General features: G+C 35.6%; 9 protein-coding genes. All 9 read left to right on the plus strand.

Annotated elements, in window-relative coordinates; translation table 11 throughout:
* Positions 1 to 16: 16 nt before the first annotated feature.
* On the plus strand, positions 17 to 3217 hold the full coding sequence (locus BMX22_RS12275) for an AAA domain-containing protein (protein WP_143055532.1): 3201 nt from the start codon (positions 17 to 19) through the stop codon (positions 3215 to 3217).
* A complete protein-coding gene (locus tag BMX22_RS12280) occupies positions 3201 to 5303 on the plus strand; it encodes a hypothetical protein (RefSeq protein ID WP_074742728.1) in 2103 nt (700 codons plus the stop codon). The genes BMX22_RS12275 and BMX22_RS12280 overlap by 17 nt, the downstream gene beginning before the upstream one ends.
* A gap of 1 nt (position 5304) precedes the next feature.
* A complete protein-coding gene (locus BMX22_RS12285) occupies positions 5305 to 8016 on the plus strand; it encodes a hypothetical protein (protein ID WP_074742729.1) in 2712 nt (903 codons plus the stop codon).
* Between the two features lie 5 nt (positions 8017 to 8021).
* Complete coding sequence (locus BMX22_RS12290; RefSeq protein WP_074742730.1) at positions 8022 to 11885, plus strand: hypothetical protein; 3864 nt, start codon at positions 8022 to 8024, stop codon at positions 11883 to 11885.
* Positions 11886 to 11898: 13 nt separating this feature from the next.
* Positions 11899 to 13842, plus strand: a complete 1944-nt coding sequence (locus tag BMX22_RS12295; RefSeq protein WP_074742731.1) for a hypothetical protein — start codon at positions 11899 to 11901, stop codon at positions 13840 to 13842.
* 113 nt (positions 13843 to 13955) lie between these two features.
* On the plus strand, positions 13956 to 14519 hold the full coding sequence (locus BMX22_RS12300; protein ID WP_318259742.1) for a GxxExxY protein: 564 nt from the start codon (positions 13956 to 13958) through the stop codon (positions 14517 to 14519).
* A 693-nt stretch (positions 14520 to 15212) separates the two neighbouring features.
* Positions 15213 to 15356, plus strand: a complete 144-nt coding sequence (locus BMX22_RS12305) for a phage antirepressor KilAC domain-containing protein (RefSeq protein ID WP_081349203.1) — start codon at positions 15213 to 15215, stop codon at positions 15354 to 15356.
* A gap of 170 nt (positions 15357 to 15526) precedes the next feature.
* Positions 15527 to 15865 carry a hypothetical protein gene (locus BMX22_RS12310; RefSeq protein ID WP_074742732.1) on the plus strand — a complete coding sequence of 113 codons (339 nt, stop codon included), beginning with the start codon at positions 15527 to 15529 and terminating at the stop codon, positions 15863 to 15865.
* Between the two features lie 65 nt (positions 15866 to 15930).
* Positions 15931 to 16614, plus strand: coding sequence for a metallophosphoesterase (locus tag BMX22_RS12315; RefSeq protein WP_074742733.1), 684 nt, complete (start codon positions 15931 to 15933; stop codon positions 16612 to 16614).
* Positions 16615 to 16629 lie beyond the last annotated feature (15 nt).

Here is a 16629-nt window from a genome sequence, read left to right on the forward strand (position 1 = left end):
GCATGGGTTCATAAGAATGGAAAACGATGATACATTCTCATTTGTAAATATGAAAGATGACATAATTATTTATTTTGAGATGGCTGATAGATATGAAGGCAGTATTATCCGAGATTTTCTTTTTAGAGGCTATTGGTGCATTGCAATGATAAAAAGCATCTTGAAAAATAATGATGAAATAACAAGTGCGTATTTTCATACAGTAGCTTTTTACAACAAGGATTATTATCCGAAGATGCAAATTGTTCTTTCTGAAAAGGTTAATGAGCAACTAAATAATAAGAAAATCAAAATCGAAGATTTTTCTGATTCGTTTAGATTATCCGATGGTACTTGCGATACTCTGCTTGCATATACAAATGGAGATTACAATCTTGAGATGCTCAATATGGATAAGCCTGATAATGAAGATTTGCAGGATATTGATAAATTTGAAGATTTAGAAATAAACCAGCTTCTTAAAGAAAAGTCGTCCTCTCAAAGAATAAAGCTTTATGGTTCAAATTCACGAGCAGGCAATTTGACGCTGTATGTAAAAATAATCGAAAAAGAAAACGGTATGTTAATGGTCGCAGATAAATTAGTTTTTGGCTCGGCTAATATACCGTGCATGAAGCTGGCTAAGAGTGAAATTGATTTCACTGATGAAGCTGGATATATATCAGAAAAAACCAAACAGCTTTTTAAAGAATCAAATGACGGATATATCGCGATTTGGGAGGCTTATTCTGCACTTGAAGGTGAGCTGCTCATAAAGCGGGCTAAAAAGATTGGCGTGCTTACATTTTCAGATGTAACAATAAAGGAGAATCATACAGTTCTTACGTTAAGTGAGGAATGCCGAGATAGTATTAATGAGCTTAAAAAGGGTGATATAATAAATTTTAATGACGATTTTCCAGCCTATATTACCGATAAAACTATGGATTGGAAAACGTATAGAGAGCTTCTTAGCACCAAATCAGGTGAATTTAAAGAGAAAAAGAATGATTCGTTTGAGATAGTGGGATTGAACACAAGAAGTGGACTTATCAAAATCGACGGAACTAAAAATGAGCTTGTTAGAACAGCTTTTTTATCCATTGGCTCCGACCTTATACAGATAATAAGACGAGAAAATTCAAGAAATATTATTAAAAAAGGCGAAAGTGCAAATCCAAAACTCGGTATGCTGATAGAAGGAGTTGCAGATGAACGTGTACTCTCTTTTTCAAATTCAAATGTAACGAAGCATCCGGCACTCACTGAAATGGTAAAAAATAAGCTGTTTCCAAAGCATTTGCCTACAGAAAATCAGAAAAAAGCGATAGAGATTGCTATTAATACTCCAGATATAGCAATGATACTTGGACCCCCTGGTACGGGAAAAACTACTGTTATTAATGCGATAGTTGAAAGGCTGAATGAGATAGATAATAAGTCGGTTAATAACAGGGGAAAGGTACTGATAAGCAGTACACAGCATGATGCAGTTACAAATATAATCGAGCGTATGAGTATAAATGGTTTGCCTACTCCAAAATTTGGAAAAAAGAGCGGTGATGAGGAATACTATGATAATATTTCTAAATGGTGTGAAAATATAAAGAAATCACTTGCTGAAAAATATTCGTTTATTCAGGGCATTGAGCAAAGAAATCAACTTGAACAGTATTTCAATATGTATATAAAAACAGTTTCAGATGCGACGAAGGAGGTTTTCCTGAAGTATGCAAAAACAATTAGTTCAGATCCACTCCAGCTTCAGGAAATAAATACTATTTTACAGGAAATGTCTGAAGGCTATGATACGGTGCAAAAAGATGATGACCTGCTCAGAAGTATAAGAGGAATAAGAACCAAAAAATCAAGCTTTTTTGATGACGGTGCTTTGAGAGCAAGAGAGCTATACTATAAGCTTAATGATATTCATGGGTTTAAAAATGTTCACCCTGAGATGTTGAAGGTTCTGCGTGAAGCAGCTATGACAGCAGCTGATGGAATGACTCCTGAGCTTAGTGAAAAGCTCAAAAAGATAAAGGACGAGCTGCTTTTACTGTATCTCCCGAAACCCGTTGTCAAAAGAGAACAGATTGATGAACGCATAATTGAGCTGTATCATAACTTGAAGGCTTGGAATGTGTCAGTTGAAAATGAAGAACAGGATATTATTCTTTCACTGTATAATGAATTGGATAATAATATAGCTTTGGTTCAGGAGCAGATGTCGGCGTATAGCTATGCTTTCAGTTCAACCCTACAGCAGAGCGTAAGCAAAAAGGTTAGATACGCAAAGCTTGGAAAAGATAATAAAACGTATGGTGCTTCAAATAACCGTATATCTTATGACACGGTTATCATTGATGAGGCTGCAAGAGCAACTCCGGGAGATTTGCTTATTCCTCTTTCTCAAGCTTCAAAAAGGATAATACTTGTTGGCGATCCGCATCAGCTTACTCATATTTACAATGAAGATATCCTTAATGCCATCGGTGAAGATGATGAATGCAGCCGACTTGAGACTGAAAATATCAAAAAAAGTATGTTTTCATATCTCTGGGAAAAGGTTGCAAAGCTTGAAGAAAAGGACAATATCAAACGCAGAATAGTTCTAAACCAGCAGTTCAGAACTCATGCATTGCTCGGAAATTTCGTAAGCGATAATTTTTATAAACCATATGGCGAGGAATATAGTTCTCCGCTGTCAGATGAACTCTTTAAACAGGAGATATATGATTCGCCTGTCAGGTGGATAGATATGCCATTATCGGCCGGTGAAATGAAAGGTGGTACAACATATTCCAGAGAATGTGAAGCGGATTATATCGTTAATAAGCTGATTGAATATAAGTTCTCTGAAAAAGGAAAGGGCCTTTCATTTGGCGTAATAACGTTTTACCGCGGGCAGACGAATCTGCTTAAAAGAAAGATGCAGGAAAAATACCCTGATTATGAACACGATGGTGTAAGAATCGGAAGTGTAGATGCATTTCAGGGTATGGAATTTGATGTAATATTCCTTTCTGTTGTAAGAACAGGCGTTAAAACCTTTGGATTTTTGACTTCTGTTAACCGATTGTGTGTTGCTATGAGCAGACAGAAAAAACTGCTGATAATTGTTGGAGATAGCGAAATGTTCAGCTCACCAAAAGCTGAGAAAGAAATACCGTCATTGAAGCATCTGCTTGAAATGTGCCGTAGGAAAGGATGGGAAGAAAAGTATGCATCTGATCAGTAATTTTATTACCGATGTTGGCAATGATAGAAAATTATCATCTATTTTCCCAATGATATCAGTTAGCAGCTATAATGATTTTTTTATTGAATGTGATGCATATGATGTTATTATATCTATCAACAATAGCAGCAACAAGAATTCAGAGCTTTCAATTATCGAGATGTGTGTTCTGAGGCTTCTTGCGATAAATAGTGATTATTCAGATGAGGAAATATCTGAAAAACTGTGTCTCGGTGTTTCAGCTGATGAAAAAGGAATTGATACATCATTTGTAAAAGTCATTAGAGCAAGATTAATTGATAGAGGTGTTATTGAACGTAATGGAGCTTTAACATCATATGGCTACGAAATGATAAACGGCTTAAAGAGTGAAAATAATGAAGAAGCAGATACTATGTCAATACGTATTTTTGCAATACGTCAGATTAATAATAAGTTGCTTTTGTTCATTGATAAAGAAGAATCTAATAATAATAGATTTGAGATAAATGGTAAAAAGCTGACTATAAAGTACGGAACTACAGGTAAAGAGAAAACGTGCAGTGGAGAGTATCTTTATCTTATCCACAATAAAAGGAAATCTGACTATATTCCAAGCAAAGCTCCTAAATCAGATGACGTAAGAAAACTTATATCAAATTATAATAAAAAGGTTCAATTAGATGATGAACGGATTAATATTGCAAGAGGAAGCTCTATAAGCATATCACCTGTACCATCGAGTGTAATAATCCATATGAAGGCTGTGCTTCAAAGAGGAAATGTGATGGAGCCTATAATTACAGATGGATTTTCAATAAATATTGATGATTTATACACGTATCTTGCTGCTATCAGTAATTCACAAATAATATCCAAGCTCTATGAAAAGGATAATAAACGAAAGAATGAAGAATGCTATGAAGAAAAGATAATTAAAGATGAATACAAAGAAATCTATGTATTTATGAAAAAAACCAATGTAATGCATGGCAATAATCTTGATACTGATATTATAGCACAAAGCATTAATACTAAGCTGCTCGAAAATTGCTATGCTGCACTTGAATGGACATTTCATTATTATCTCAGCAAAAGCAGTAACATTGAAACAACGATAAGCATAGTCGAGCAAAAATCATCAAGTGCTAATACGAAAAGCGCTTTGGAGTATGCAAATGAAATGGGTTTGAATGAACCAATTAAAACGAGAACTTTGTCATGTGCTGATAAAATAAACATCTATAAGTGGCGAAATGGCATAAAAAATGGAGCTCCGATTCCGGATATGAAGTTGATTTTGCCATTATCACTTATCTATGCACATATCAATAATGAACAAAGATTCAAGCGTATGGCTGCTGAGATGCCTGATTTTCTGAACGTAATAGAGGAGCTTCATTCGTATGCTGCATCGTCAAGACATGAAGGCATACAAGATGTTATGATAGATAAAATCGAAATGATGCTCAATTTCGTGAAGAGAGTTATATCATTTCTTCTGCCTGACGTAATACTTGATAATGCGGTTAACGATAACAGAGTCTCTGAAGATACTTCAAAGTATTTAAACAATTGCATAATAAGTGTTGCAAGCATTATAGGTTGGGATACATGGAGTATGCAGAGCGAAACTATGAAGATGCTTTTGCTTGATGTTTCAGAAGTAAATGATAGCCATGAGCTATATAGGCTTTCTTCAACTGATTTCGTGCTCCGTATTTCTCAGATACTTGAGCTATTGATGTTTGACGAGATAAAGATGCTCAATACTGACACTAATTCAAATTTGCAGGTGATAGTTGATAGGGTATCAGAGCGGCTCGATGAAAAACTCCCTGAGAGCTTTAGCTATGTTAATCCTGTATTTCTTCAGAATGCTTTAAAAAATATGAAAACAACACTTAATCCAATGGTACTCGTTTATTTATGCTATGCTTCTGAGGAAAAGATAAATCAGCTCAAAGAAAAGAGCTTCCCACGATTTATCGCCGAAATATCAGAAATGCGAGGACATGGAAATACAGTTAATTTTATAATTGACAGTGACAAACGCCGTGAATTTAGAAATAAACTCTTTGAATTCGTTAAAATCATAGGAGGATAATATGGATAATACTTTTTTTGATGCTGAAAATGTTGAAAATAACGCAGATAACACTATGAACGCTGAGAATATAATTAATGATAATCAAGGCGAAGATGCAGAGGTTGAAAAAACTCTGTCTGAGCTTAAAACACAAAAACAAGAACTTGATAATTATGCACGCGTGCTCTCATTATTGAAAGATGAAATTGCAAAAAAAGAGACCGATTTGAAAAATCGTGAAGATGAGCTTAATGACAAGATAGGCAAGCTTGATATCCGGGAGAAGGAATTCCGGAATTATACCGTTGAACAGACGGCTGAATTTGCTGAAAAGGAAAAAATGCTCAAAAATTATGAGCAAAATGTTAATGAGCGTAATTCTCAGCTTGATGCAAAGGAAAAATACTGTACTGAATTTGAAGTGGAACTCAAAGAACGTGAGAATAGACTGATTGAACAGGAAATAAAGTTTAAGCAGGAAAACTCCGATTTTTCCGAAAAAAGAGCTGAGCTCGATGCAAAAGAAAAGGCTGTTGCAGATTTTGAAAATAAACTCAATAATAAAAATGCTGAGCTAATGAAGAGAGAAAATTCTGTTTCAGAAAAAGAAGCATCTCTCAGAGAAAAAGAGATTTTACATGATAATAAGCTAAATGCTCAGAGGCTTGAATTCGAGAAATCACTTAGTGATGAACGTATTAATAAACTCAAGGAATTGGATAACGAATTAGCTGAAAAGAGAAAGCAATGCTTTGAGGAAATGGAGAAAGAGCATGAAGAATATGTGAAAAATCTTTCTGACCGTGAGATTGAACTGAAGAAAAAAATCAGCGATCTTGATGCTGATAAAAAGGAATTTGATTTTGAAAAAGATCAGCTTTCTACTGAAAAAGTCAATATAAACAAACAAAGACTGATAATTGAGACAATCATAGAGAAAAATCTCGAAGCGGAAAGAAAAAAGCTTAATGCTGAAAAAGAAAACTGGACTATTCAGATTGAGGAGCTTTGCAATCGTATAAATGAATCTGACGAAAAAATAAGAAAATTCGATAGAATCGTTGAAAGATTCGGCGATGATCCAAAGAGTATACTTGATATTATTGATTCAAAACAGCAGAAAATTAATGAGCTGAATCAGCATATATTAAACTTTGATACTTCTAAAGCGGAAGGCTATGATAGTCTTTTGGCTGAGAAATGTAATCTTGAAAAGGTTGTGGCAAAATATCAGGAGGAAATGTCAGAGGTCAATGCACGAGTTATCGAAAATGATAATCTTAGGTTTAAGAATCTCGCTCTTGAAAACGAAAAAGAGAATCTCAATCAGGAAATAGAATCACTGAGGTTAGAGGTCAATAAATGCCGCGAAACTATTAGTCGCCTTAATTCTGTAGTAGATCCCGCCGATGAGGAGCAGAGAATCAGCGAAATAAAGAAGGGCATTCTTCCGGAAATAACTATGGAAATGGTTGAGAGAACTAAAAAGCATCAACCGGATAACGAGATGCAATGGCTCGACCATATCGAAAACTGCTGTCGGAAATACGGCGTTGTTTTTCCTCAAAGAATACTTTATGCTTTCCATACTGCTTTAAAAATATCAGATTGGTCAACTTTAACCGTTCTTGCAGGAGTGAGCGGAACAGGAAAATCAGAGCTTCCGCGGCTTTATTCACATTTCGGAGGCATACAGTTTATCAACGTTCCTGTTCAGCCTAACTGGGATAGCAAGGAATCAATGCTTGGCTATTTTAATTCGATTGATAATCGTTTTGAAGCTCAGAATGTACTGCGTTTTCTTGCTCAGTGTACTGATAAAGAAAGATATGGCAATTTCATGTCTATCGTTTTGCTTGATGAAATGAATCTCGCTCACGTTGAACTCTATTTCGCTGAATTTCTCAGCAAGCTGGAGGAGCGTCGAGGTAATAAGAAAAAGATACCTCAGATAGAGGTACAGTTGGGTTCAGGTATGCCTCCGTACTGCATAAATATGTCAAGAAATATTCTTTGGACCGGTACGATGAATCAGGACGAAACTACAAATTCGCTGTCTGATAAGGTTCTTGATAGAGGTATCGTTATTAATTTTCCTCGTCCAACTGAATTCTACAGCCGTAAGAAAATCGTTAATCTCGATGAAATGGACGAAGAACCCCTTCTTGCATATGTTACATGGAAAAAATGGATTGCTGATGAGATTGTATTTGAAGGCAAACAGGCTGATACTATTCAAAACCTTAAAAACAGTGTCAATAGAATAAATATTGAGCTTGAAAAGGTCGGAAGAGCACTTGGACATCGCGTATGGCAGTCGATAGAATATTATATTGCAAATTATCCTACAGTCCGTGAGGAGCTTTTCAAAATCAAGGATAATCCTGATCTTGAACCTGGTGAGATAAGCAATGAATTTAAAAAAGCTGTTAAAACTGCTTTTGAGGATCAGGTAGTACAGAAAATCATGCCTAAGCTCCGTGGAATCGAAACGTCAGGTATTGGTGAAGCTGTACTTTCTAATATCATGACTATACTTAGTGAAAGCGGCTGTGAAACTCTTGAAGATGACTTTAATAATGCCAAAGAACTTGGATATGGTCAGTTTATGTGGAGCAGTGCGAAGTATATTGAAAAATCAGAGAATCTTAATAATTACGAGTCATATGATGAAGAAAATGAAAACGAAAATGATGACACTGTAACTGAGAACGATGATTTTGAGGAATGATAATAATGAATGATACTATTAAAAGCTATAGCGATTATTGCTTAGCATTTAAAGCTGAGTCTCAGCTTGCTAAAGATATGTTTGCTGTCAGAAATTGGACTATTGAGGAATTAAAATCCTTTCGTAACATCTCAAATGGAAACAGTATTATCGGACTTGATGATCTTGAAAGTATTGAATATATCGAAATGAAGAGCGATGCACTTTCATTTATAGTTCATGAAAGTATAGACAATTTTTTCAGATTATATGACCATATGCGTGAAAAATCCGCGCGCGAGAATATAATTATGCCTATTCAAAAGGCTAAGGAAATAAATAACTCTACGATAATATGGCTTTGCAAGCAGCCTGGAAGAACAGCACGAGAAAAAATTGGCAATTCTAATAACAGGATTAAAGCTGTAAATCGCTTTATGAGCAATGATACTCTTGAAAATCGTTTGCTTGTAGCGTGCGCCAAAACGCTGTGCGCTTGTATAAAAGAGAAAATGATTATTATCGGAGAAGAGCATTGCAGACATGAAGAGATTCTCTTTCTGAATAAAACAAACACATTCTTGAAATCAAGTATAGTATCAAACATCTCTAAATGGAATAACACTCCTCCAAATAATGCGTTGCTATCGGATAAAAATTATAAGAAGATATGGATTGCTTGGACAAGATTAAAGGAACTTGATGATGTTATACTCCACGATTCTGAAAATTTGATTGAGAATGTTTTTACGGTTTTTACTGTTGAGCTTATTGCAGAAATAAAAAAACATATTTTCCTTCCGCAGCTTCCGGTAATGATAAATTACGATGAGCAAAAGGTGTGTTTTTTTCAGAATACAATTCATGGCTGCGATAAAAATGGAATAGCTGTCATTATTTCAATTAGAGATGATTGCGTTGAGATTGAATATAAAGGTGAAAAAAGAAGCTTCAATAAAACGGATATATATGATTTATGCGTTTTGGCTCCTGATATGCTTGAAGCGTTTAGGAAAGTATTCAGCGATTTGAAATTGTTTTCATCCGGAACTGTTCAGTCAAGTAAAGTCAGTGAGCTCCCGTTTAGCGAGAAGAAATACATTGATATTATTTCTGTTATCCCTGAGGTTTCATGTGCCGAATATGGCAGCTTTGATAATGAATTAAAAATGATATATCAGGAATTCACAGAAAATGACAAGAAAAAAGATGTTATTCTGCCATGCTTCGGCTCTGATATTCTTATTTCTGATAATTTAACGCGGATTTTTACAATTAAATCGGCTGCTGAGCATGAAAGAGCTGATATCCTTCAAAAGATTTTTTCAAGCTCTAAAAAATATTTCAATTGCAGCTCACTTTCTATGATGATTAATGACGGATATGATGCGTTTCAATTGAAAAACTATAAAAAAACTGCACGTTCATTTTTTAATAATGTCGAGCTTTTCCCTGAAAGCATTGGAACCGTTTTTTGGTATCAGAATTGTTCAGGACAGTTTCAGAATACAAATTCCAGCGAGATAGTTATAGTTGCAAATATCATTGAAAACAGCTATTCGCTTACTCCTGTATGCTCTGTTTATGAAGAAGATACAAAACGCTGCATATGGGAAAGATATCCTACAGCTTTACATGCAATACCTGATCTTGAAAAAATAAAAGCAAAGCTTGAAAATATTGGCTGTCCGCATGATAAAGCGGAGGATATGTTGAATGATTTCGGTTTGAGATCACTTGACATCGCATTCAAAAAACTGATGTTTGAATTTCAGGATAGGGAGGTTTACAGCTTTGATGAAGCTGTGAGTTGGCTTACTGACAGCATATGTATTGATATTACGGAAAATGTTGATACAATTATTGCTGAAATGTTTCGTAAAAAGGAAACAGAATCGTGTACGGTTCATGTTATTGTTCTCTCTGATTTTGTGAAATATTCAGGAAAATATACTGTTATCAATGCAGATATGAGTGATGTTATAGCTGGTGCTCAGTATCATGATAAGGTCTACGATGAGATAAACAACATGCTTCAAAAAAGTAAGCGGCAGACTCTATGGCGTGACCATTTGCCAGACCTTTCAATTAAACGACTGTTCGGAGAATTTCCGCTTGTTAAAAATGCAAGAACCGATCCTATACTTGGTAAAAAGCAGAGGATAAAAATTGATAGTATCTTCACGCTTCCGGCTGGAAAAGATGAATACCATTTCAAGCTGATTCAGAATGACAATGGTACGGATATGAGATATGAAGCTGTTATAAAAAATGATGCATTTCCTCTTAAGCATGATACAAATTGCCGATTGAATATGTATTATCAGTATGATGCCGATGATATGTACACACTTGAATTTGTTCCGATAAATATGAATACGGCTGAATTTATTACTGCTAAGGTTGAATTTGCCAAAACAAGCGCTTTGAGCAGTCTGAATTTGCCTTCGCCGCCTTTCCCTCCTGTAAAAACATGGGAAGAGCTTTACGAGATTGGTTCATATGGAACAACAAGCATAATTGATTGTGTATTACGAATTCTGAATAACCTTCAAAAAAGCATGAATCAGGAAAGATATCTTATCAGAGAATTTGATATTGGAAGACTGCTTAACGAGGAGGACATTATTCAGCAATTAGAAATCAACGGTGAATTGCAGAATGTTTCGATTCGTAAAAGAAACTGCTGTCATCAGTCGGATTTATATGAGGGCATAGGAAGTATCTCATTTTTACTTAGCGAGCCTTTTGTAAGAGATGATGTATATGAAGTTGAATTGTCTGATTTCGATGTTTTCTGGAAAAAAGATGCGTTTTTTATCAATGATATCTGGTTTGATGATAGATACTACGATAAAATAAGCTTTTTTAAGGATAATTTCAAAGATCAGGAGCAGTTCAATGAATATATTGAAAAAGTAACATTCGTTATAAAACAAAATCAAAAAGGTTATTGGATCGCTAAAAACATATGTGTGCTTGATAATAAGCCTCAAATTGATTATTATGCCAATAATATTCAGATTAATTCTCTCTACGATGATTCGTTTTTTATGCGAACAGACAAAAATGGAAAGAATTTCATTACGAAGTCAATGTATGCATTCCATAAGCTGTATTGTGATTGTAGAACAGTCAGAGATGAGGCGTGTTCTGATGAGCTTAGATGTATTGTTAAGAATGTAGCTGAACAATTACCAGTATGGTATAGAAATATCCGAACAGATCCAAAGTTTGATCCGAAGCAGATGCTTTATAAGTTCATGTGCATAATGGCAAAGGATATGCCGGATAGCTGCTATGAGCTTTTAAATGAACTTGTAGACGGTTATAAGACAAAGAAAAACAAATTGCCAGATTTCATAGGATATGCTTTGGGAGACCTTAAATACTCGCGTGAAATAGAACTGCTTAATAATATTATCACGTTGAAAAAAAGCAAGGTTATATGCATTCTTGCGAATGTATTGTGGAAAAATCAAGGCTTCTTATATGCTTTTGACATGGAAAATGCTTTTTATTTCTTTGATTATGCTGTTGAGAGTTGTATTAAATTCTGCGAGAAAGAAACAGGCGGTGTCAATCCCGGCGTTAAGGTTAAAGATTTTCATTCTTTTCTTGAATATATTTTGGCTATATTCAGACTGCGTGAATTGAATAATCCTGTAATAAACAATAAGCTTTCACTTAACAATCCGCAGATACAGAGATTATACAGGGCACTTGAGCTCTTGGATGCAACTGGTATAAAACTGAGAACTATACTTGATTTTCGACTCAAGCAGGAAGATGACAAGCATGATAAGCTTATATATGCGCTTGTTTGTTATATAACCGGCGATATGGGCGAAGATGATATTATAATATCTGGTTTGAATGATACTGAATAAAGGAAGTGTTAGAATGTCAAAAGAGTATTCGCCGTTAAAGCTGATAAGAAATAAGGTTTTTCCTATATATCAGCTAAATGCGGTTATTGAAGAAAAAAAGATAACTAAAGAAGAAGCTTTTAAGATTTGTATTCTTGAAACAATGGTATGGATAAGGCAGAAGTTTGAAAATCTTGATATACCCGATGAATTGAATACTGTATCGCCTGCAATGTACAAGGAATTAGATTTAAAATCTCTTGGTTCATTTAGGATAGAAAGGGGATACATAGTAGAGGTCGTATATATTGATGATGAAAAAAGCTGGAGTTTTCAGCTCGTCGAGCCAGACCTTGCTTCTGTTAGCTCATCGCCTATTCCGGGCCGAGTTTTTACTACTGATATTGCATTTAAGATAACAGACAATGTAATCTACGGTGGATTCAGAACACTTGTATCAGAGCCGGAAAATTGCAATGAAGAGGTTCTGTCGCTTAGAACAGGAGTTATAAAAAGGATCGTTAGAAATCCATTGCTAAAGCTTTCACATATTTCTATTCCGCTTGATGAAAAAACAATGCTGTTGAATTCTGGTGAGCGACTAAACTTTTTTTCTCAGAATGAAGAAAATAGTGATAGATATCTTCTGATGCTCGTATTTGCTGAATACAAGAACGATAAAAAAGAAGTTAAATCTAATGTTAAAGAAATACCTGAATTGAACGGCACGGTATTGGATAAAACGCTTGATATAAAATCGTTCTCGATGAATTTCGGAGTAACACAAAAATATACAGATGTAAATGTGAAAATTGGTGACAGTGCGGATAATAGTAGAAATACTTTAAAAAAGGAATCCAAGCCCGACAAAATGAGCCGGGAAACACTTCTCAAAAGAAATACCGATACTGATAATAAACCATATTACATTTATGATATTGATGACATAGCCAAAGAGCTAATGGGCTATGCTATTGTATACAGTTTGCCATATAATAAGATTCGTGAATTTGAAAAGTCTATGAATATGACAATATCGCCTGGTGATGCTGTTATTTTTGAGCCGAAGATGTTTGGCGACAGTGTACGCTATAATTGTGTCGAAAACAAAGATGAGACCTTGAACGAGCTGATAAGCTTTATCAGGACTTATCAAGTAAAAAAGACCACGGAGTTTGATTCCATCTATTTTGTACATGATGCAAGAATTGCTGAACAAAAAAAGATGCTGTATAGAAGCAACGATATTGAAGTTCTCGCTTCTGTTCGTTCTGAGCTTACTAAAGAGCTTGACACAATGAAAAGTGCAAATAAGGAGCTTAACAAGTATAAGGACAGAGCATTAATGCTTGAAGATAAGTTAGCTAATGCAGATAAAACAATAGAAAAACTCAAGGCTAACATGGTCAAGAAGGAACAGGAGATTTTGAAGATAATAGATGGTTTTGAATCCAAAAATCGTATTCTTCAATTGCAGGTAGATTATTTCCATTCACTAAGTTCACGTCCACAAAAACCTGATGAGATAGCTGCTTGGATAAAGAATAATTTTTCTGATTCTATGATACTTCATAAAAAGGCAGTCGATATGCTAAATAAGCTGCCGCCACAAAGCGTTAATATGAAAAAACTTTGCGATTCTTTGGAGTATCTTGCAGTTGAATATTATATGTTCTTCTATTCAAAGGAGCTGAGTGAAGAAGAGGCATTACAATATGCCGGATTGAAGTATGCTCAGAAATTCAATGTTACTCCTTGTGGAGATGGAAGCATAAAGGCTCTTCCGGCAGATTACAAGATAAAATTCGATAAAAATGACGGAAATGGAATGAAGGAATATCCATTAGACCTGCATTTGAAATCGGGAGTCGATCCTTCACACCTTATAAGGATATATTTTCACTATGATGAGATAAACAAAAAAATCGTTGTAGGCAGTCTTCCAAAGCATTTACCTACAATCTCTCAAAAAACGTGAATAATTGAAAATAAGAAGTCTGCATACTTTCATTTGGGCTTAGATTAAATGTTTGGTAAAATATCACTTTATGATATTTTCAATAGAGAATAATATTAGTGTTATTCTTTGTGATGTTCGGCTTTGTAAAGGTCGAAGATGGTACTGTTGTAGTAGCAAACAGAATATTTGAGACAAGACTCTATAATGATTTGCTTACCTCAGAAGAAATGAAAGCAACTCCTATTTCAAAGGCAGGCTTATTTGACATGCCTGAGTTCGTCAAGGATGGAATCCTTGATGTCAAGCTGATTCTCGGTAGATTTATAGAGCATTTCCATGAGATATACAGTGATAGTACCGATAAGTTTATTGAGGAAGACGGAAGGAAATGTTTTCTTGTATATCTCCGCCCTATAATCAATGGAGTTGGTAACTATTACATCGAAGCTCGTACACGTAACAATCGTCGTATGGATGTAGTTATCGACTATCTCGGAAAGCGATATGTCATCGAACTCAAAATATGGCATGGAAAGAAATATAATGAAGACGGTGAAAAGCAGCTCTCGGATTACCTTGATTCGTATAAATTAAAAACTGGATATATGTTGACTTTCAGCTTTAATAAGAATAAGGAATCCGGTATCAAAACTGTTCAATATGAGGATAAAACTTTGATCGAGGCAGTTGTATAAAGCATATTTGTTGAAATGAAAAAAGCCTCCGTAAAGGAGGCTTAGATAGGTTCAGTTAGTGCACCAATTTGTGCACCAAATATTAGTAAAATAGGTCTGAAATTTAAGGCTTAGAATCGTTGCGGCATTTCCAGAAATGGCTATATTTGGGACTGTATGACACTTGATGATACTGGGTGAAAAACGTTCTGGTGAACTCATAACCCGAAGGTCGTTGGTTCAAATCCAGCCGCCGCAACCATATTAGCATGACTAAAAGTATGACATGCAGGAAAAAGCCCGAAATATCGGGCTTTTTTGCTACCCAAATTCCGGAAAAATCCTTGAAAAAATGAGGGATGACATTGGGGTATTTTATGCCTCTGGCTGGATTTGAACCCTCACAAGGAAAAATTTCGGAGTGAATATAGGTCGAAATACAGGCAAATATCGATTTTCTCGACAAAAAATAGTACACAAAGTTTCGGACTCGGTTTTAGTGGTTTTCACGAAATGTGAAAACACTGGGATCGAGTCCTTTTTTGTTTCTACGAAAACCAATTGATAGTAAACCTATCAGCGATTTGTGAGCCGTTTCTGACGGCATCGGTTGCAGGTAGGGAAACTGCACCATCGAGAGCAACTGCAGCCACTGTGAACGATTTTTGAGCCTCCTGTGGCAGATACATAGAAAGCAGATCACGCCTGCTGTCTATGGAATACTTCCGTGTAAAGGAGTCTGTATACGAGACCAATGGTCAGAAAAGAACGTATCAGCAGACCTTTGTTACAGGCAAGGGTCAGCAGTACATCCTTTCAAGGCTGATGAGAGAGTATGGAGGTGTTATAAATCCCTAAAGCTCGAAAACGTCATTGTTCATGGTTATTGTAGTAGTAATGTGTTATTCATGACTTTTTAGTTTTAGTTCAAGGGCTAAGTTACAAGCCGACCAAGTGGTCTATATTCTATTGCGGCTTCAAGGCAGCCGAGGTTCGGTTTCAAGCTGTTTTATATAAAGGAGCTAAATATGGCGGAAGATAAGGATTTTGAAGAGAGAGGATACAAAAGATACCCTCCAAGTGATATAGATTGTGATGCGGTAAAGTACTTTTATCAGAAAAGATACGATGGTACAGCTGCTCAAAAATACTTCATAACAGCTAAAAAATGGGAAATGTGTGACAACACGGGAAAACAAGTCTATAACGGATTTGAATATGAAGTCCAGTTATATCAAAAAGGTACGCATTTGCCGTTGAATTTGACTTTCCATAAGGAATGGACTCTCGACAATGTTGAGAATTATGTTGAAGAAATATACATGACTGGCTTATTTGAGCCTTATGATGAATATAAAATGCCTTGACAAGCAGTAAAGCTTGTGCTATCATAGTCTAAAATAAGAAAGAATACTGAAAGCAGGTGAAAAGAATGGTATATATAACAGGAGATATACACGGTGAACTTGATCCAATATATGAATTGTTCATAAGGCATAGGCCATCTAAAGATGACATAATCGTTATTCTCGGGGATGTCGGAGTAAACTACACAGGCACACTGCACGATAGAGGACTCAAGACTGCAATGAGCAAACTCGAATCTACTTTCTTCTGCATTCATGGTAACCATGAGAACCGTCCTCAAAATATAGCTTCTTACGAAGAAAAGGAGTGGAATGGCGGTCGTGTCATGTACGAAGAAGACTTTCCCAACCTATTATTCCCTATAGATGGTGAGATTTTTGATATTGAAGGAAAGAAATGTATAGTGATCGGCGGAGCTTACAGCGTTGATAAGTATTATCGGCTGAGAAATGGCTATAAGTGGTGGCCAGATGAACAGCCGTCGCTGACAATAAAGGAATATGTGGAAAAGCAGCTCTCCGGAAACAAAATAGACGTTGTTTTCTCGCATACCTGTCCTGCCAAGTATATACCAACAGAATGCTTTCTTTCAGGGATAGATCAGTCCAGAGTAGATAACAGCACAGAACAATGGCTGGACACTATCGAAGAGAAACTCGAATATGAAGCATGGTATCTTGGACACTGGCATACAGACAAGCGAATAGATAAGATGCACTTCCTGTTCCACGGCGTTGAAGTGCTGTAAGAAAGGTCAATTATT

The sequence above is a fragment of the Ruminococcus sp. YRD2003 genome, from assembly GCA_900109435.1.
GTDB classification, from domain to species: Bacteria; Bacillota; Clostridia; order Oscillospirales; family Ruminococcaceae; genus Ruminococcus; species Ruminococcus flavefaciens_G.

What these genes read in the sequence shown, in the direction of transcription:
- BMX22_RS12280 (WP_074742728.1), top strand. Translation starts at nt 3,201, where the DNA reads ATGCATCTGATCAGTAATTTTATTACCGATGTTGGCAATGATAGAAAA.
- BMX22_RS12305 (WP_081349203.1), top strand. Translation starts at nt 15,213, where the DNA reads ATGGAATACTTCCGTGTAAAGGAGTCTGTATACGAGACCAATGGTCAG.
- BMX22_RS12300 (WP_318259742.1), top strand. Translation starts at nt 13,956, where the DNA reads ATGTTCGGCTTTGTAAAGGTCGAAGATGGTACTGTTGTAGTAGCAAAC.
- BMX22_RS12295 (WP_074742731.1), top strand. Translation starts at nt 11,899, where the DNA reads ATGTCAAAAGAGTATTCGCCGTTAAAGCTGATAAGAAATAAGGTTTTT.
- BMX22_RS12290 (WP_074742730.1), top strand. Translation starts at nt 8,022, where the DNA reads ATGAATGATACTATTAAAAGCTATAGCGATTATTGCTTAGCATTTAAA.
- BMX22_RS12285 (WP_074742729.1), top strand. Translation starts at nt 5,305, where the DNA reads ATGGATAATACTTTTTTTGATGCTGAAAATGTTGAAAATAACGCAGAT.
- BMX22_RS12275 (WP_143055532.1), top strand. Translation starts at nt 17, where the DNA reads ATGGAAAACGATGATACATTCTCATTTGTAAATATGAAAGATGACATA.
- BMX22_RS12315 (WP_074742733.1), top strand. Translation starts at nt 15,931, where the DNA reads ATGGTATATATAACAGGAGATATACACGGTGAACTTGATCCAATATAT.
- BMX22_RS12310 (WP_074742732.1), top strand. Translation starts at nt 15,527, where the DNA reads ATGGCGGAAGATAAGGATTTTGAAGAGAGAGGATACAAAAGATACCCT.